Below are 18,917 nucleotides of genomic sequence, written 5' to 3' on the forward strand. Positions count from 1 at the left end.
GTCGCGGACAACCCGGGCATCTCGTACAACCCGCTGTTTCTGTACGGCGGTGTGGGTCTGGGCAAGACCCACCTGATCCACGCGATCGGCAACCAGCTTCTGATGGACAAGGCCGGCGCGCGGATTCGCTACATCCACGCGGAACAATATGTGTCCGACGTGGTGAAGGCCTACCAGCGCAAGGCGTTCGACGACTTCAAGCGCTACTACCACTCGCTCGACCTGCTGCTGATCGACGATATTCAGTTCTTCTCCGGCAAGTCACGCACGCAAGAGGAATTCTTCTACGCGTTCGAGGCGCTGGTCGCGAACAAGGCGCAGGTGATCATCACCAGCGACACGTATCCGAAGGAAATCTCCGGCATCGACGATCGCCTGATCTCGCGCTTCGACTCCGGCCTGACGGTGGCGATCGAGCCGCCCGAGCTGGAAATGCGCGTCGCGATTCTGATGCGCAAGGCGCAATCGGAGTTCGTGAGCCTGAACGAGGACGTCGCGTTTTTCGTCGCCAAGCACTTGCGCTCGAACGTGCGTGAACTCGAAGGCGCGCTGCGCAAGATCCTCGCGTACTCGAAGTTCCACGGCCGCGAAATCTCGATTGAACTGACGAAAGAAGCGCTGAAGGACCTGCTGACGGTGCAGAACCGCCAGATTTCGGTGGAAAACATCCAGAAGACCGTCGCCGACTTCTACAGCATCAAGGTCGCGGATATGTATTCGAAGAAGCGTCCGGCGAACATCGCGCGGCCGCGGCAGATCGCGATGTATCTGGCGAAGGAACTGACGCAGAAAAGTTTGCCGGAAATCGGCGAACTGTTCGGCGGGCGCGACCACACCACCGTGTTGCACGCGGTGCGCAAGATCGCTGCCGAGCGCGGCACGGATGCCCAGCTGAACCACGAACTGCACGTGCTGGAGCAAACGCTGAAGGGTTAAGCAGGCTGGACCGAAAAATCGACCTGTTTATTTCTAAACTCGCCCCCATTTTAGTGGGGCGGTTCCGTTTTCAGGCACAATACAGGTTTAACCGCCCGGCGGCCGCGGGCGGATTTCACGCCGTGACAGGCGCTGCGTGGCGCCGGCGGGGGGCCACGGCTGCGTGCTGGAAAGCTGCCTGGCAAGGCGCGCAGGCCGTCATATCAACGAAGGAACTCTATGCAACTGGTCAAGACCGAACGCGATAACCTCCTCAGGCCGCTGCAAACTGTGAGCGGCATCGTCGAACGCCGCCATACGTTGCCGATCCTCGCCAATTTGCTGATTACCAAGAACGGCCCTGATGTGTCGTTCCTGTCGACCGACCTCGAGTTGCAGATCACCACGCGTGCCGATTTCGGCGTGGGCGGCGATTCAGTCGCGACCACGGTGGCAGCAAGAAAGCTCCTCGACATTCTGCGCGCGATGCCCGACGGGCAAGTTACGCTGACCCTGAACGACAAGCGTTTGACCGTGCAATCCGGCAAGAGCCGCTTTGCGCTGCAAACGCTGGCGGCCGACGAGTTCCCGACCGTCGCTCAGGCTAAAGACTACGGCGCGAACCTGGTGGTTCCCCAGAAGACGTTCCGTCAGTTGCTCGGCATGGTCCATTTCTCGATGGCCCAGCAGGACATCCGCTACTACCTGAACGGCATGCTGCTGGTGGTAGACGGCGACCAGCTGATGGCAGTCGCAACGGACGGCCACCGTCTGGCGTTCTCGTCGATGAAGATTGAAGGCTCGTTCGCGCGCCAGGAAGTGATCATTCCGCGCAAGACGATTCTGGAACTGCAGCGTCTGCTGGAAGACATCGACGACACGCTGAAGATCGACATCGCGCCGACGCAGGTGAAGTTCACCTTCGGCCAGGTCGAATTGGTGTCGAAGCTGGTGGAAGGCAAATTCCCCGACTTCCAGCGCGTGATTCCGAAGTCGCACAAGAATCAGTTCGTGATCGGCCGTGAAGAACTGCAGCGCTCGCTGCAACGCGCCGCGATTCTGACGTCGGACAAATTCAAGGGCGTGCGCTGCATCATCGAGCCGGGCCAGTTGAAGATCATGTCGACCAACGCCGATCAGGAAGAGGCGCAAGAAGAACTGGAAATCGCGTACGACGGCGACAGCGTCGATATCGGGTTCAACGTCACGTATCTGCTCGACGTGCTCGCGAACCTGAAGGTCGACATGTTGCAAGTGAGCCTTGGCGACGCCAGCTCCAGCGCGTTGATCACGATTCCCGAGAACGACGAATTCAAATACGTCGTGATGCCGATGCGCATCTAACGCGTCCAAAAACGAAGAACACACCAAGGGGCGCAGCGCCCCTTTGGCGTTTTTATGGTGTTTTGAAAAGTCCCGAGCAGCAACCTTGCAGTAACGCAGAACCGGAAAAAATCCATGACTGAACTGAACAATTCGCAACCCGATAACAGCTACGGCGCCTCGTCGATTCAGATCCTTGAAGGTCTGGAGGCGGTGCGCAAGCGTCCCGGGATGTACATCGGGGATACATCGGACGGGACCGGTCTGCATCACCTCGTATTCGAAGTGCTGGACAACTCGATCGACGAAGCGTTGGCCGGGCACTGCAACGATATCCAGGTGATCATCCACGCGGACAACTCGATTTCGATCACCGACAACGGCCGCGGTGTGCCGACCGGCCTGAAGATGGACGACAAGCACGATCCGAAGCGCAGCGCCGCTGAAATCGTGATGACCGAGCTGCACGCCGGCGGCAAGTTCGACCAGAACAGCTACAAGGTGTCCGGCGGCCTGCACGGCGTGGGCGTGTCGTGCGTGAACGCGCTGTCGGCGTGGCTGCGCCTCACGATTCGCCGCGACGGCAAGAAGCACTTCATGGAATTCCACCGTGGCGTGCCGCAGAACCGCGTGCTCGAAGAGGTCGACGGCGTGGCTGTCTCGCCGATTCAGGTGATCGGCGACACCGAAAACCGCGGTACCGAAGTGCACTTCCTGGCTGACGAAACGATCTTCGGCAATGTCGAATATCACTACGACATTCTGGCCAAGCGGATTCGCGAACTGTCGTTCCTGAATAACGGCGTGCGCATCAAGCTGACCGACCAGCGCACGGGCAAGGAAGAAGATTTTGCGTTTGTGGGCGGCGTGAAGGGTTTTGTCGAGTACATCAACAAGAACAAGGCCGTGCTGCACCCGAACATTTTCCACATCAGCGGCGAGAAGGACGGCGTGGGCGTGGAAGTGGCGATGCAGTGGAACGACAGCTACAACGAAAACGTGCTGTGCTTCACGAACAACATTCCGCAGCGCGACGGCGGCACCCACCTGACCGGGTTGCGTGCGGCGATGACGCGCGTGTTGAACAAGTACATCAACGATCACGAAGTCGCGAAGAAAGCGAAGGTCGAGACGTCCGGCGACGACATGCGCGAAGGGCTCTCGTGCGTGCTGTCGGTGAAAGTGCCCGAGCCGAAGTTCAGCGCGCAGACCAAGGACAAGCTGGTGTCGTCGGAAGTGCGCGCGCCGGTGGAGGATGTGGTCGCGAAGGCGCTCGAAGAATTCCTTCTGGAAACGCCGAACGACGCGAAGATCATTTGCGGCAAGATCGTTGATGCGGCGCGGGCGCGGGATGCGGCTCGGAAGGCGCGTGAGATGACGCGTCGTAAGGGCGTTCTGGATGGCGTCGGCTTGCCTGGGAAGCTGGCGGATTGCCAGGAGAAGGACCCGGCGAAGTCGGAGATTTATATCGTCGAGGGCGATTCGGCAGGTGGCTCGGCGAAGCAGGGGCGTGACCGGAAGTTTCAGGCGATCTTGCCCCTGCGCGGCAAGGTGCTTAACGTCGAGAAGGCGCGGTATGACAAGCTGCTTTCTTCGGAGCAGATTGTGACGCTGATTACTGCATTGGGTTGCGGCTTTGGTAAGGAAGACTACAACGTCGATAAGCTGCGCTACCACCGGATCATCATCATGACCGACGCGGACGTTGATGGTGCGCACATTCGCACGCTGCTCCTGACTTTCTTCTACCGGCAAATGCCTGAGATGATTGAGCGCGGCTTCATTTATATCGCTCAACCGCCTCTCTACAAGATCAAGGCGGGGAAAGACGAACGGTATCTGAAGGACGCGTCTGAGCTGAACGCTCACATGCTGAAGTTGGCGCTCAATGGGTCAGAGCTCGTGCCGGCCGAAAATGCTACGCCGATCACGGGCGATGCGTTGGGCAGTTTGGCAAGGTCGTACCTGTTGTCGCAGGCGGTCGTTGACCGGTTGAGCCGACTGTACGATGCTGGGGCGCTTGAAGCGATAATGGACGGAATAGTGATCGACCTGTCGAGCGAAGAAGCAGCAGAAGCTTCTGCGAAGGCACTGGAGGCGAAGCTGCGTGACGATCCGTTGAAACCGGACGTTCGTGTGACGACTAGGTATGACGAAGTGCGCGAGCTCCGTTCGCTGCACATTTCGCGCACGCATCATGGCAACCAGAAGGTGTCGGTGTTTGACCAGGAATTTCAGCTGACCGCTGACTATCGACAGCTCATCAACACGGCAGATACATTCAAAGGCTTGATTGGACCGGGGGCGGTCATCAAGCGTGGCGAGCGGAGCATGGCCGTTACCGACTTCAAGAGCGCGATGAAGTGGCTGATTGCCGATGCTGAGCGCAATATTTCGAAGCAGCGATACAAAGGCTTGGGCGAGATGAATCCTGAGCAGCTTTGGGAAACGACGATGGACCCAGCGGTTCGGCGTTTGCTGCGAGTTCAGATCGAGGATGCGATTGCGGCGGATGGGATTTTCACTACGCTCATGGGCGATGAAGTTGAACCGCGCAGAGCGTTCATTGAATCCAATGCCCTTCGAGCGGGGAATATCGACGTCTGATTTACATTCAAACGACGACATTGGTCACGAAATAGCTGGTGTTGAACGACGGTCCTATTGCCGAGCCTCTGCCGTGTAGAACGGCAGAGGCTCGCTTTCAATTGGCTGTCTTGCTCCCCGCGTTAGCCGCGAAGTCTGCTGGTATCTCGGCGCGCTATCAATGAGAAGCGGACAAAAAGAATCGTTGGTAAAGTCGAAGACGTTTGCTTTGCGATATAAGATAGCGCGAGTCAATAAGTCCCTGCTCGCCAACTTTGCGTACAAATCATGTCGATTTCAAGCTATCCCGCATCCGGCGCGAAGGATATACCGAGAACTCAGGGCATCTATGCGTTCTTTCTTGACCTCGTTTCGCCTGCCAAGATCGGGCTATCGGGAAAAGGTCCATGGACAGTCGAACGTCTGACTCAAGCAAGGGCCACCCTAGTGGATCGTTGCGATCGGCAAGCTAAAATCTTAAACTCCATGGAGCTCATCGGAACGGTCGCCGAGCGTGAGAAACACCCTCATCTCACGAGGTCATTTAGTATAAAAGCGTCGCCTATACCACCGGCCTTTCTCGAAAGTCAGGCAGCTTCAATACCCCTCGATACCGTCCGCAATTACGCAGGTGTTTTGCATGCGTCGTTCATGCTAAATCCTCCTGTTTATGTCGGAATTACTCAAAAGCAGAATCTTCGTGAGCGCTATGAGCAACATCAGGCGGACTACCATTCGGCCGTAGATAGCAATACCTTTGGCGGGCGATTGCTGGCGTTAGGTGTTGAGTGGGACGACGTAATGTTCACTTGCATCCCTTTCCAGGGCATGGTGGATGAAGTGGTCGTTTTGCCGACTTTGGAAAGACACCTTCAGGCGATGACTACCCCTATTTTGAGCATTCGATAATTCGGAGCATTAATGAAAATTAATAGACCTAAAGCAAAACGACAGTTCACTTTTGGAAAGTGGGGCGTGTTCGGAACATTCGAGACTCAAAAATCACTGCCCGTTGAATACCTCCAAACATCGCTTTCGATAGAAGACCTGTCGGCGCTCGCTCTTGCGCGCGATATTAATCCAGAAAAACGAGACTTCGAGCTCATGATGCAGCGTGACATTGACGAAGGACGCGTTAAGTCACAAATCATGAAATACCTGAGCCCGGACAACGATAGCTCGACGAGTGGGGAACTTCTTTCACGCCCAACCTTCTTCCCACCCTTGCTTGTTGCAGTTATCCCCACCACGGCTGACACCATTCTCCGCTATCTTCCGGATGCCACCGTCTCATTCGGTACGATTGAAGGCGAGGAGGGGGAATATTTACAACGGGCGTGGGGCACCTCCTTGCGCGTTTCATATTTTGGTGCCGACGCCGGAAAAACCTACACCACTGACGACGGACGGCAAGTTTTCGTAGATATTGTTTCACCAGTCAAAATCGATGTTCGGCAATCTGCCGAGTTAGGCGATTCGGAAGGCGTGCGCCTGGTTGTTTTTGATGGCCAGCATCGATTAAGTGCATTATTGCTGCTTGCCGAACACAAGAAGGAAGTTATTTCGAAAATTAGCGTGCCCGTCTGTTTCGTATGGTCGCCAAATTCCACGAAGCAGATCGAAGAAACCGCACCTGAAAATTTTAGGCCGGTCTATGAAGTGTTCCGTCAATTGTTTGTGGACGTTAATAAAAATGCAGTTGCGGTCGGCGGCCACTTCAGTACGTTGCTCGCCGACTCGGACGTCGGCAAGTTGTCAGCCAGAATATTTTGCGAGCAAGTACTTGAAAAATTTGGCGATATAGGCCTGGCGGCTGTCGAATGGAATGTGCGCAATCCCAAAGATGCAACTCAAATACGACGACCTTACTCACTAACGAGTATCGGCGTCATAGAGGCGGCGCTAAAGAAATCGTTGTCGGGAAAAGCAAATTCAGGACTATTGCGATATCTCTTGGATTTGGTTTCTATCGAATCCACGCTCTATCCAAAAGATGCCGATTACGATTATCCTCAACCAGTCCAATACGATCGTTTTTCCCCAAATCAACGGTTGGTGCTCGAAAAACAGATACGTGATTTGGTGATTAAGGAGGGAGTATTACGCCTTTTCTTTGAAACCGAAGAATTCGTGACTGCGCGTAAAATTCTCGAGGAGACTGTTGATCGCTATAGGAAAATCGTCGCGAATCACGAGCCTGGATTTGAGTCAAGCGCTGCTGTTCTAAAACACCTGCTTGATTATAAGCCGTTGGAAGAAGGCAACGTAGAATTTGACGCTAAGGAAAAGCAATTTTTCCGCGAAATAACGCAAAAATATGAATCCGGAATCAACGTAATTATTAGGTATGGGGTATTCCAGAGTGCTTTCATCGGTCGATGGCTTCATTTCGTGCAACTTCTTCGTTCGAACGACGAGTTCGATATTCGAGCTATTACTTCCGCTTACATTGGACTTGTAAATTCTGCTCTGCAGAAAAAACGAGGTCTTTTTGATATGGAGCGGAGCTATATGTCGTATTCAGTTTTTAAGGCACGCAATATTCGGCCGACTGAGGGGACGCGCAAGGCTCTTGGAAACTTGATTACCGCCGGGCTTGGAGATGAAGCGGTCGCTGATAAATTTTTGCTTGATCTCGGGGCGATTGAGAATACCGATCTAAAAAAGCAGCTTGTGACTGTCGGCTTAGATGCGGCCACAGCATTCGCGGGCCACTTGCGCCGAGAGCGCATTGCCGATTTCGTTGCAAACTATGGTCAAGATTTTTCGATTGCTCAAGCCGAACGCGAGGATCTCGCTAAATCCGAGAAGAAGAAAAATGACGTTAAGCTTGCCGTCCGCGCTGGGTTGGCAGCTAAACCGGATCTTCTTCAGGCAACGCAAGAATTCGAAAAACGTGTCGAAACCCATGTCCAATCGGAACTGAATAATGCCTTGCTCGATTTGAAACTTTTACTGAACTATCAAAGTGAAATAATTTCCGTCTCCCTACTAGAAGAGGAAGAGAGCGAAGAAGAGCAAAACGGTATCTGAAAAATGCTTGTTGCTGATATAACTTCGTGCGGTGATGCGCAGATGGATGAGGAACTACTCCTTGCAGAACTTTCTGCAAGGAAGTTCTCGAGTGCGATTGTCTTTTCAGACAGGAAACCCTTCTCCGTCGCGCCATCGATTTCGACGAAAATATACTGGGTCAAATCCTATCATCACAGTCGGGTCCAGGACATCTTTGCTGTTGTGGCGTGCCTGGCTTTCAGAGGAAAATTGGATACTTCAGCTGCAATTCGAATTACTGAAAAGCTGGACGTGCACGAATATCCATTCGAATATCTAGCAGCGGGCCTTTCTTTGTTCGCAGAAACCTCTTACTCGTACGCTGGAAGTCGTCAAAGCCTTACTCTATTGAGAGCCACTAGAGCGTGGGCGCAACAAGGACTCAGCGAATATGCAGCACCCGTCGCCGAGGAGCTTCGCCTATTCATAATTCTTTTAGAACTCAAAATATCATTTTACAGCCATCCCCGGTCCGAAAAAATTGCTGAGTTAGCGGACCTGAAGAATCTGGCAGACTGGAAAACTTTCATTGCCGAATTAATTAATCATACGCGAAAAATATCTGCTGCTAACAAATCGCTAGAAAAGCAGATTGCTCCACAGCTCGAATTTTTAAGCATCGGTGAGCAACTTTGTAAACGCTGTCTGGGCGACGTTTATGCCAAGAGGTGGTGCCATTTTTTTTCGTGGCTTGCTGCGTATTTTCTCGGAATGGCTGCGTTCTGTTTGGCAGACGGATCCTATGCTGCGAGCGTATGTTGCTCAGTTCGCGCTTTAGATTGCTGTCTGACACTATGGTCCTTGAATATGGGTACGATGACTATAGATGAGCGATACGGTCTTAAAATGACTTCGGGGGGCTCGCCGGAGGGGATTTTTAAAATTTGGGATTCGGTTCTAGATAATATTAAAAATCATATTCCGGTCGAAATGAAAGATATCATACATCGAGTGAACGATACGATCTTTGTTAGGAACAAAATTGTTTTGACTCATGGTGTTCAGCACCCCAGTCAATCGGTAGCGAAGGAGTGCCTGCAATGTGTTGAGGATTTCGCCTATCTCATTGGTCGACTCACAAAAGACCCCCAGCGTGTCGTCCATGGACTAATTTCGCTTCAAGGGCAGGCATCACAAGCTGCAAAGCCCGAAGACTTTGCCGGGCGTGCATTTGATCGGATCGTCGATACTCTCAATTAAATCTGATTTAAGCGACGAATAGGTGTACCCAACGGAATACACCTATCTCAGACTAAGGCATATACAGTAGTCAAGTCCGAAGTTCGCGGAATCTGCTTGTTTGCCGACCTTCCTGCTGCATAGCGATTTCGCCTTCGATATCGTGCGTTTCGTTAGAGCGTGTTAGGCACTTTGTGTGAGACCTGGTATCCTGGCGGGATGAAAAGAGCAGACCGCAAAGGGTATCCGGGCGATGTATCCGACGAAGAATGGAGCTTCGCGGCACCGTATCTGACGCTGATGGACGTCACTGCGCCGCAGCGCAAATACGAACTGCGCGACATGTTTGATGCATTGCGCTGGATGGCTCGGGCCGGCGCGCCCTGGAGGATGCTGCCCAATGATTTCCCACCGTGGGAGCTGGTGTATCAGCAGACCCAACGCTGGTTACAGGCAGGCTGTTTTGAGCACATGGTCAGCGACTTGCGTTCGGTGATACGCGTGGCACAGGGACGGCAGGGACAGCCCAGCGCCGTCATTCTGGATGGCCGCACGATACAGTCGACCTGCGAGAGCGGCCCGCGTGCGGGCTATGATGGTTATAAGCGCAAGCGCGGCAGCAAGGTGCACATTGCGGTGGACACCCTAGGACAGTTGCTGGCGGTACATGTGACACCGGCCAATGAACAGGAGCGTGCACAGGTAGCAGAGCTTGCACGTCAGGTCCAGCAGGTAACGGGACACACGGTCAAGGTGGCATTTGCCGATCAGGGATACACGGGCAAAGAGCCAGCGCAGGCCGCACTCGATGAAGGCATTGAACTGCAGGTGATCAAACTGGAGGAGGCGAAAAAGGGCTTTGTACTGCTGCCCCGGCGGTGGGTGGTCGAGCGCAGCTTTGGCTGGCTCAACCGCTTCCGCCGCCTCGCACGTGATTACGAACGACTACCCGAAACGCTTGCCGGACTTCATTTCGTGGTCTTCGCAATGCTTATGCTCGTTCACGCGGTGCCAGTTCTTCAAAGTGCCTAACACGCTCTAGCGCGCGGATCAAAAAAGATGCAGCCGTCAAATTGCAGCTCTCGGAGTTTCTGCTGATATCCGCGTCCCAGCCCTGTAACAGTCCTTACGCGCGCCGTTTATAAGGAAGACCGGACTCGTACGGCTTCCTCACTCCTTCCTCGTGCATCGTTTGCTGCCGCATTTCCAACCCGCGGCGATTGCTGTTGAAGCAAGCGACGGTGAGCCGTTGCCTCGACGTAACGGCTACGCAGCCTCCGATGTCGCGCTAGCACGAGCCCGGATGCTGCATCGCGCCATTTTCGTGACGGGCTCGTCAAGCGTTGCAACACACCTGGGTGGAAGTTATAATAAATCACTTCCTAAGGTACTAACAACACGCCATGGACGACCAAGGATACTTCCATACGTTTCCGGCAGTTCAAGGTCGGCAGGCGGGCCACACTTTTTACATTGCCATGTGCCCGCTGCGAATGATCCCCAGGCTATTCGTATTTGATGAGGAAGAGGTTCCACCTGAACTCCGCGCCCAGCGGACGTTGAACAGGGCCCGGGTTCCGGAGATTTCTCGCTATCTGGTGGCTAATCCCACCGGCTACATCCTTTCGGCTCTGACCGCGTCTGTCGATGCAAAGGTACAGTTTCTTCCATCAGAGCTAGGTAAGCAGACCTCGCTTGGGCTACTCCAAATCCCTATGGACGCCCGTATTTTGATTAACGATGGCCAACATCGTCGTGCGGCAATCGAGGAAGCGATCAAAGACCGCCCGGAATTGGGCCAAGACAACATTCCGGTTCTATTCTTTGTGGATGAAAGTCTGGCACGCAGTCAGCAAATGTTCGCCGATCTTAATAAGTACGCGGTCAGGCCGAGCTATTCACTATCTACGCTGTACGACCACCGAGACCCTGGTTCAGACCTTGCAAGATATCTCGCGTCCGAATGCACCACGTTTAAGGGGCTGACCGAAATGGAGAAATCCACTATCTCCAATCGCTCGACCAAATTGTTCACACTAAGCAGTATCAAGCACGCAAACCGAGCGCTGTTACGAAAACAAGCGCGAGAAGGCGTTACTCCGGAAGAGCGCCTCCTTGCGAAGGAGTTTTGGGAGGCTGTGGCTGAACAGATTCCAGATTGGGGCCGTGCACGGGCGCGCAAGGTCTCAAGCGCCGAGCTGCGCCAAGAGTTCATTCATGCACATGGAGTCGGAATGCAGGCAATTGGAATTGCTGGCGCAGCACTACTATCGAAGAACCCGAAAAGCTGGCGAATAGCACTCAAGCAATTGCGAAAGATAGACTGGTCACGAGCAAGCACCGATATATGGGAAGGCCGCGCCATGACTCACGGTCGAATAAGCAAAGCCACCGTCAACCTGCAGCTCACTGCAAACCTACTTAAGCAGAAGCTTGGGCTCGAACTGACCGAGGAAGAGTTGTTGCTGGAAAACTCATTAGCGTCTCAGCAATAACGCAAAGTACAAGGATATTTGATGGAACATCTCCCACTATCGCGAGAAGACATTCTACGCATCTATAAGAGCGACAACCGCCCTTGGGTGATTGGCTACAGCGGCGGGAAAGATTCGACCGTTGTCACGCGCTTGGTATTTGAAGCATTGATGTCCTTGCCCAAAGCAGAGCGGGTAAAGCCAGTCTTTGTAGTTTCGTCCGATACATTAGTAGAGACCCCGCTTGTCGTTACTCTCATACAAGAGACTATGGACAAGATGGGCAAAGCAGCTCTCAAATACGGGCTGCCTATTACTGTTGCACCTCCCGTGACGCCCAAAGCGGACGAGACGTTCTGGGTCAATTTGATTGGGCGAGGGTACCCGGCGCCGACAAGACAATTTCGCTGGTGCACTGAGCGCATGAAAATTGATCCGGTCAGCGAGTTCATTCGAAGCAAAGTTGCCGCTTATGGCGAGGTGGTGGTTGTTCTCGGCTCGCGGATGGAAGAAAGCTCCTCTCGGGCGCAAGTAATGCGCAAACACCGAATCGAAGGTTCACGTTTGTCTCGGCATACCAGCCTTCCAAACGCGTATGTGTTTACGCCGATCGATCAATGGTCGGCTGACGACGTGTGGGAATACCTATTTAGTGGAGACGCTCCCTGGGGCGGCGACCATCAAGCCCTATTCGACTTGTACAAAGGTTCGAACGCAGGCGAGTGTCCACTGGTAATCGACAAAAGCACACCCTCGTGCGGGAACTCGCGGTTCGGGTGCTGGGTTTGTACAGTCGTGCAACATGATCGTGCGATGGAAGGCCTTATCGAAACAGGCCACACCTGGATGATCCCACTGAAGCAGTTCCGGGACGGTTTGTATAACACGACGCGTCCTGAAAACAAGGCGAAATTCCGCAGTAACCGCCGACGCGATGGTACGGTGACTGTGATTACCAACAAGGTTACCGGCGAAGACAAGCATGTCCTCGGTCCCTACAAGTTGGACTTCCGCAAGGAGATGTTGCGGCAGCTTTTGGAAACGCAAAAGCTGATCGATGCCGAGAATCCTGGGCCGCGCTTTGAGCTAATTACGCTCGCCGAGTTGGAACAAATTCGCGTGCAATGGCGACTGGACCCCAATGAGCCGGACTGGGAAGATTGCGTGCCCCGCATCTACGAAGAGGTCATAGGCGATCGCCCCGAATGGGATGTCAATGACGATTTCGTCTTCTCGGCGAACGAGGAACGGCTGGTAGCTTCGCTTTGCGAAACCCACGGTTTGCCAAAGGAGTTGTTCATGAAGCTAATCGAGCTTGAACTCTCTTTGGGCGGTTTGACTCGTCGGTCAAAATTGCAGGAAAAACTTTCGGATTTGCTAGTGCGGGACTGGGACGCGTCCGAAACAAGTGTCGGCCGTCAGCGCGAAAAGCGTGCATCTGTGCGAGCTAGGGAAGAGCAAGAGAAAAGCTTGCACAAGCGCTATGAAACATTAGGAAAGGTGATCGGCGATGTTGCTTGAGCGACTTATTCTTGAAGACGTCGGAACGTATAGTGGACGGCAGGTTTTTGAACTGACGCCCCGCAAGCGCTATGGCGCAAAGAAGCCGGTGATCCTTTTCGGTGGTTTGAACGGCGCTGGCAAGACCACCTTTCTTACTGCCGTTCGTCTCGCCTTGTATGGTCGACAGTCAACCGAATCCGGTGCTACGCAAAAGCAATATGAGAGATATTTGCGCGAGCTAATTCATCGCCCAAAGCATGCGCTGGTACGCGCTGATAGAGCGTCGATCAGCTTGGAATTTGTCTACGCGCGCTTTGGAGTGCAAGATCGATACAAAATCTTGCGGTCTTGGGAGGAGCGCGGAAGCAATTCGGTTGAAGAAAAGCTGCAGCTTTTCCGTACAGGGCAAGTTGATGAACCGCTCGTCGATGAGCAAGCGCAAGCGTTTCTAAATCAGATGATCCCTGCGGGTGTCGCGCAATTCTTCTTCTTTGACGGTGAGAAGATAGCCGCGCTAGCAAAAGATGACTCGGATGCAGTTTTGGCCGATGCTATCCGCCGTTTGCTCGGGCTCGACTTGGCCGATCGCCTCAGTAGCGATCTAAACGTGTACCTGCGTAATTTAAGAGCAAATCGCGCCGACAACGAAATTCGCAAAGAGCTTATGGAGCTTCAAGCGAAACTTGACGCCACAAATGCGGAAGTAGAGGCAGGCGAGCGGCAACTCACTAACGAGCTCACGCCGGCGCTCGACGCGGCACGGAACGACTATGAGCAAAAGCGCATCGACCTGTCCACTAACGGTGGTGCTTGGGCTGTGGATCGCGGTGAACTTGAAGCGAAACTGGACCTGTTGCGGGCCGAACGCACTGCCTTGGAAGACAGACTTCGAGAGCAGCTTGGTGGAATTGCGATTTTTTCACTAGCAAAGAAAGCCGCGCCCAAAATTCTCGCCTCGCTTGAATTGGAACAGAAGACATTCGAAGAACAGGCCCTCTCCAGGGCGGTGACTGAACACGTAGAGAGTCTGAAGGCGCGTATCGCTACGTTAGATGGATTGCGAGCCAATCAGTCAAAATTGATCAAGTGCATTGACAGTTGGGCGAAGGAACTTGCTCCTGCACCGTCGAAAAGTACAAAATCCAATGTTGTCCGGCACGGTCTTGCCGGAAGTGATTCAAGATCAGTAACCGAGGCCCTTACACGTGCAACTCCGATTGCGTCGGCGGAAGTAGTAGGGAATTACGGTCGCGCTACTGCGATAGCGCGTGAGGAAGACCAAATACAGTCAACGCTTGCACACGCGCCATCCGAAGATTCAATACGCCAAGCGTTTGATTCGATGAGTGCGGCTGCGGCAGTGGTCGCAAAGTTGGAGGTTGAAAGACGGGTATTTATCGAGGACCTTCGTCGCAAAACGTGGGCTTGTATCGATTTGGTTCGAAAACTGAAAAAGCTTGAGGCTCGCGTTATCGAAGATGCCGGAGTCGAAAAGGGCGAAGTCGTGGCGGAAGCGTTGCAGTCAATGATCGTTGACTTCAACTCGATGGCCGCGCAAGAAAAATGCGAAACATTGCGCCACTTTTTCGTGTCCGCTTTCCGGAGACTTTCACGCAAGGACGACATCGTGCACGATGCTCGCATCGATGCACACGACTTCTCTGTAACGCTCCTAGATCACGCCGGGAGGGATGTGCCGAAGAAGAGGCTGTCGGCTGGCGAGAAGCAAATCTATGCCATAGCGATGTTGGAAGCGTTGGCCAAAGCGTCGGGTCGAAACTTGCCAATCATCATTGATACGCCGTTGGGGCGACTTGATAGCAAGCATCGAGCGAAACTCGTTGAAGCCTACTTCCCGGTCGCCAGCCACCAGGTCGTTTTGTTGTCGACTGACACGGAAGTTGATCTGCCGTTCTACCTTGGACTGCAGAAGTCCATTTCTCATGCCTACCACCTGTCTTTCGATGGTGATGAAGGTGCCACGCACGTAGAAGAAGGATATTTTTGGAAGAACGACGAGGGGTTTGCGCATGCTTCCTAAACGCGTAAGAATTTCGCAAGGGGCCACCGATGTGCTCAAGGCACTCAGAGGTAAAACTGGACTGACACCCAACATCGTATGCCGAATCGCACTGATTCTCTCGCTTGAAGACGGTGCGGCCGGCGGCCTGAAACAGGTCGATCAAAGTGGGAGCGAATTCAATGCGCCCACTTTATATGGGGAATTCGCGAGTTTGTTCGAATGTATGCTTCGCGAAGTTCACGGAGCACTCGACGCCAAGACAGTGTCTACCGTGATAGCAAGTCATATCGAGAACGGCATCGATAGGCTGCGCAAGTCAAAGAGCATCTTAGAGCTTATAGAGTTCTCTGGACTGTCTGCGACAGAGAACCAGTAGGCGTGTTAGAACGTTAGAAGACTTAGGCCCCTCGATATTGATAGGGCTTTGTGAGAACCCCGCATCTTGCGGGGTTCTTTCTATTGCCACTCAAGCGGGAGTGATGACCAGCCTATTTCGTCGGCCCTGAATATCCCGGAGGGGCGCGTGCGACGGAGCTTTGAGGCCGAAATGGTGTTGTGAGATTTGCAGGAACCTGGCACATTAACGCGAGAATCCTGCATTTTTCGACGAGGTGCCGATGGGTCCGAAGACGCCTGTGACGGAGGGAGATTCCTTCCGGCAACCGCTGCGCGAACAGATCAACCTGAAGCATCCGCTGGTGCGGTTGGCCGAGCTGATCAACTGGGATCGGCTGGGCGTGTTGATGAGCGAGAGCTTCGTGTCCAGCAAAGGTCGACCGGCGAGCTCGCCGCGCCTGATTGCGGGGCTGCTGTATTTGCAGCATGCGTTCGATCTGTCGGACGAAGAGGTCGTCTGGCAATGGGTGGAGAACCCGTACTGGGTGCGCCGGGAGACCGGCAAGGAGTAGGTGGTGAGAGTCCACTACGATGAAGGCATAGCGAGCCACATCGCCCCCGAGCCGTGCGCGGGCATCCGTGAGGAGGTCAGCGAAGCGTCGGCAGGGGAATGTGCAGGCCAGCCATGGAGCCACGAAATGGTTTATATCCCGGATGCCGACGCGCTCCAGTACGCGGAAGGCAATACGAGCGGGCGCGACATCGCGAGTGCCTGCCGATCCGGCGTGGTCGTAGAACCTGGCATGCACGCAAGCGCCTTGCGCGGGAACCGGGAGATCTCACGTCTGACCTGGCTCAGTAGCATTGGCCAGGCCCGCGTCGGGAAGGTGAGGAGCCGAAGCCGATGATGTACGGACGTGAGAAGTCAGACTCCGCCATAGTAGCGACGAAGCCTGCGAACAACGCCGGGAAACCGGCTGCGGAGTGGGTGGAGCCAAGGGCGGGGACCAAAGGGAACGCGAATCAGACTCACACGTGCCGGGCGCAGAACCGGGGAAGCGTGTCACAGGGGCTGGAGCGCGTACGGCAGTTGGCGAAGCAGCATAAGAAGATGCGCTTCACGACGTTGCTACACCACGTCACGGTCGAGCGTTTAAGCGATGCGTTCTATGCGCTTAAACGCAAGGCGACGCCGGGTGTCGACGGCGTGACGTGGCAAAGCTACGAAGTAGGACTGGAGAGCAATCTCCGGGACCTGCACAGGCGGGTTCACACAGGGAGCTACCGTGCCCTGCCAGTGCTGCGCCGGTACATACCCAAGGGCGATGGAGGCCTCAGGCCGTTGGGTGTGGCTGCACTGGAAGACAAGCTTGTGCAGAGCGTAATGGTGGATGTTCTGAACGCCATTTATGAGGAAGACTTCCTCGGCTTCTCGTACGGATTCCGTCCGGGTCGCAACCAGCATGATGCGCTCGATGCATTGGCTGCAGCGATTCAGTGGCGGCCTGCGAACTGGATTCTGGATGCCGACATCCGAAGCTTTTTCGACACCGTCAACCGGCAATGGCTGATCCGTTTCGTGAAGCATCGGGTGGCGGACCCAAGAGTCATCCGCCTGATCGGTAAATGGCTCGATGCCGGGGTGCTGGATGATGGCCGGCTAATGTCGGTACAGGCTGGTACACCCCAGGGTTCGGTGATCTCCCCACTACTCGCCAATATCTACCTGCACTACGTGTTTGATTTGTGGATAGAGCGATGGCGGCGTCAGCGGGCACGTGGCACGGTCATAGTGTCGCGTTACGCGGACGATACGGTGGTGGGTTTCCAGTACGAAGCAGATGCGCTGTTGCTGATGAAGGACTTGCGGCAACGCATGGAGGAATTCGACCTCACGCTGCACCCGGAGAAAACCCGTCTGCTGGAATTTGGTCGGTATGCCGCCGAGCGGCGAAAGCGTAAGGGTATGGAGAAGCCGGAGACGTTTGCTTATCTGGGTTTCACCCACATAAGTGGCAGGTCACGCAATGGCGCTTTCCAGCTCAAACGCAAGAGCCGCAAGGACCGGCTTCGCGCGAAGCTCAAGCAGGTTAAAGAGCAGATGCACCGCCGGATGCACGAGCCAATCGCCTCACAAGGGCGCTGGCTTGCTCAGATCGTTCGGGGCTACTTTACGTACCATGCGGTCCCGACCAATATCCGGGCGCTACACGCGTTCAGGCACGGCATCATGAACATCTGGCGGCGGACGCTTCGGCGGCGCAGCCAGAAGGACGGGATGACGTGGCAGCGTATCCAGCGTCTGGCAGACGAGTGGCTACCCCAACCGCAGATTCTTCATGCATGGCCGGATCGCCGATTTGCCGTCAATCACCCGAGGTGGGAGCCGAATGCCTGAATTGGGCACGTTCGGATCTGTGCGGGGGGTATCGGGTAACCGGTATTCCTACCGCGATCAGGTGTTCACAGGCGAAACGTACCTGCAGACCGAGCCGCCGATTGACCCGTCGAGCCTGACGCGCTGGCGCAAGCGGCTAGGCGAAGCCGGCGTCGAAGAGTTGCTGGCCGAGACGATCGAAGCAGCCAAACGTGCCGGCGTGATCAAGGCCTCGAGCGTGAAGCGCGTGATTGTTGACACGACGGTCATGGAGAAGGCGATTGCCCATCCAACCGATTCACGATTGCTCGAGCGGTGTCGCGAACATCTGGTGAAGGCCGCGGCGCGGCACGGCCTGAAGCTGAGGCAGAACTACAACCGCGAGGCGCCGCGTCTGGGGCTGCAGATTGGCCGCTACGCTCACGCGAAGCAGTACAGGCGTATGAGGAAGGCATTGCGCACGCTGCGTTCGCGCGTTGGGCGGGTGATGCGCGATGTGGAGCGACAGGTCGCCCAGGTGGCAGACCCAGGCCGTGCTGCATTAACGGAGCTGATTGGCCGCACGAAGCGCATCCTGGCGCAGAAGCCGAAGGACAGGAACAAGCTTTATGCGCTACACGCGCCGGAAGTCGAGTGTCTGGCCAAGGGCAAGGCCCGCAAGCCGTACGAATTCGGGGTGAAAGTGTCGATCACGACGACCCACAAGGAAGGACTGGTAGTTGGCATGCGCTCGATGCCGGGCAATCCGTACGACGGTCATACGCTGGCTGAAGCGCTGGAACAGCGCGGCAATCCTGTGCGACGCCACGCCGGAAGTCGCCGTCGTCGACCGTGGCTACAAGGGTGTCGCGATCGACGGCGTGAAGATCTACCACCCGGGCTTGCGGCGGGGCATCACACGCGGACATACGCGCGATGATCAGACGGCGCAGCGCAATCGAGCCGGCCATCGGCCACATGAAAACAGACGGAAAACTCGATCGGAACTGGCTCAAAGGCACGCTCGGCGATGCAATGCACGCAGTGCTGTGCGGCGCCGGTCACAACCTCCGGATGATTCTGAGGAAGCTGCGGCTTCTTTGCGTCTTTATTCTGGCTGCCTTGCTTAACCGCCGCATTGCTGCAGTTCCATCGCCGTAACGCCGGT

12 protein-coding genes and 2 pseudogenes are annotated in these 18,917 nt (G+C 54.9%); all 14 read left to right on the forward strand.

Features of this window, described 5'->3' with window-relative positions:
* Positions 1-936 (forward strand): chromosomal replication initiator protein DnaA (dnaA, locus tag AC3WOG_RS00005; RefSeq protein ID WP_492576046.1); only part of this gene is annotated, 936 nt, incomplete at its 5' end.
* 219 nt (positions 937-1,155) lie between these two features.
* Positions 1,156-2,259, forward strand: a complete 1,104-nt coding sequence (dnaN, locus tag AC3WOG_RS00010; protein WP_028197661.1) for a DNA polymerase III subunit beta — start codon at positions 1,156-1,158, stop codon at positions 2,257-2,259.
* A gap of 114 nt (positions 2,260-2,373) precedes the next feature.
* Complete coding sequence (gene gyrB / locus AC3WOG_RS00015; RefSeq protein WP_492576047.1) at positions 2,374-4,845, forward strand: DNA topoisomerase (ATP-hydrolyzing) subunit B; 2,472 nt, start codon at positions 2,374-2,376, stop codon at positions 4,843-4,845.
* A 267-nt stretch (positions 4,846-5,112) separates the two neighbouring features.
* Complete coding sequence (locus AC3WOG_RS00020; RefSeq protein ID WP_492576048.1) at positions 5,113-5,733, forward strand: hypothetical protein; 621 nt, start codon at positions 5,113-5,115, stop codon at positions 5,731-5,733.
* Positions 5,734-5,745: 12 nt separating this feature from the next.
* Positions 5,746-7,857: a ParB N-terminal domain-containing protein gene (locus AC3WOG_RS00025; RefSeq protein ID WP_492576049.1), complete on the forward strand. Its 2,112-nt coding sequence runs from the start codon at positions 5,746-5,748 to the stop codon at positions 7,855-7,857.
* 42 nt (positions 7,858-7,899) lie between these two features.
* Positions 7,900-9,078: a hypothetical protein gene (locus tag AC3WOG_RS00030; protein WP_492576050.1), complete on the forward strand. Its 1,179-nt coding sequence runs from the start codon at positions 7,900-7,902 to the stop codon at positions 9,076-9,078.
* Positions 9,079-9,276: 198 nt separating this feature from the next.
* The gene (locus AC3WOG_RS00035; RefSeq protein WP_492576051.1) at positions 9,277-10,089 is read left to right on the forward strand and encodes an IS5 family transposase; all 813 of its coding nucleotides are present in this window, start codon (positions 9,277-9,279) and stop codon (positions 10,087-10,089) included.
* A 371-nt stretch (positions 10,090-10,460) separates the two neighbouring features.
* A complete protein-coding gene (dndB, locus tag AC3WOG_RS00040) occupies positions 10,461-11,552 on the forward strand; it encodes a DNA sulfur modification protein DndB (RefSeq protein WP_492576052.1) in 1,092 nt (363 codons plus the stop codon).
* A 21-nt stretch (positions 11,553-11,573) separates the two neighbouring features.
* Positions 11,574-13,052, forward strand: a complete 1,479-nt coding sequence (gene dndC / locus AC3WOG_RS00045) for a DNA phosphorothioation system sulfurtransferase DndC (RefSeq protein ID WP_492576053.1) — start codon at positions 11,574-11,576, stop codon at positions 13,050-13,052.
* A complete protein-coding gene (dndD, locus tag AC3WOG_RS00050) occupies positions 13,042-15,075 on the forward strand; it encodes a DNA sulfur modification protein DndD (RefSeq protein ID WP_492576054.1) in 2,034 nt (677 codons plus the stop codon). The genes dndC and dndD overlap by 11 nt, the downstream gene beginning before the upstream one ends.
* Complete coding sequence (gene dndE / locus AC3WOG_RS00055) at positions 15,065-15,433, forward strand: DNA sulfur modification protein DndE (RefSeq protein WP_492576055.1); 369 nt, start codon at positions 15,065-15,067, stop codon at positions 15,431-15,433. The genes dndD and dndE overlap by 11 nt, the downstream gene beginning before the upstream one ends.
* A gap of 241 nt (positions 15,434-15,674) precedes the next feature.
* Positions 15,675-15,938 (forward strand): annotated as a pseudogene (locus AC3WOG_RS00060) (transposase); the annotation flags it as partial.
* Between the two features lie 359 nt (positions 15,939-16,297).
* Positions 16,298-17,791: a group II intron reverse transcriptase/maturase gene (gene ltrA / locus AC3WOG_RS00065; protein ID WP_492576057.1), complete on the forward strand. Its 1,494-nt coding sequence runs from the start codon at positions 16,298-16,300 to the stop codon at positions 17,789-17,791.
* Between the two features lie 58 nt (positions 17,792-17,849).
* A pseudogene (locus AC3WOG_RS00070) lies at positions 17,850-18,910 on the forward strand (IS5 family transposase); the annotation flags it as partial.
* Between the last annotated feature and the right edge of the window lie 7 nt (positions 18,911-18,917).

Source organism: Paraburkholderia sp. FW306-02-B (assembly GCF_058782725.1).

What these genes read in the sequence shown, in the direction of transcription:
- dndC (WP_492576053.1), top strand. Translation starts at nt 11,574, where the DNA reads ATGGAACATCTCCCACTATCGCGAGAAGACATTCTACGCATCTATAAG.
- AC3WOG_RS00035 (WP_492576051.1), top strand. Translation starts at nt 9,277, where the DNA reads ATGAAAAGAGCAGACCGCAAAGGGTATCCGGGCGATGTATCCGACGAA.
- dndE (WP_492576055.1), top strand. Translation starts at nt 15,065, where the DNA reads ATGCTTCCTAAACGCGTAAGAATTTCGCAAGGGGCCACCGATGTGCTC.
- dndD (WP_492576054.1), top strand. Translation starts at nt 13,042, where the DNA reads ATGTTGCTTGAGCGACTTATTCTTGAAGACGTCGGAACGTATAGTGGA.
- dndB (WP_492576052.1), top strand. Translation starts at nt 10,461, where the DNA reads ATGGACGACCAAGGATACTTCCATACGTTTCCGGCAGTTCAAGGTCGG.
- ltrA (WP_492576057.1), top strand. Translation starts at nt 16,298, where the DNA reads ATGATGTACGGACGTGAGAAGTCAGACTCCGCCATAGTAGCGACGAAG.
- AC3WOG_RS00020 (WP_492576048.1), top strand. Translation starts at nt 5,113, where the DNA reads ATGTCGATTTCAAGCTATCCCGCATCCGGCGCGAAGGATATACCGAGA.
- AC3WOG_RS00025 (WP_492576049.1), top strand. Translation starts at nt 5,746, where the DNA reads ATGAAAATTAATAGACCTAAAGCAAAACGACAGTTCACTTTTGGAAAG.
- AC3WOG_RS00030 (WP_492576050.1), top strand. Translation starts at nt 7,900, where the DNA reads ATGGATGAGGAACTACTCCTTGCAGAACTTTCTGCAAGGAAGTTCTCG.
- dnaN (WP_028197661.1), top strand. Translation starts at nt 1,156, where the DNA reads ATGCAACTGGTCAAGACCGAACGCGATAACCTCCTCAGGCCGCTGCAA.
- gyrB (WP_492576047.1), top strand. Translation starts at nt 2,374, where the DNA reads ATGACTGAACTGAACAATTCGCAACCCGATAACAGCTACGGCGCCTCG.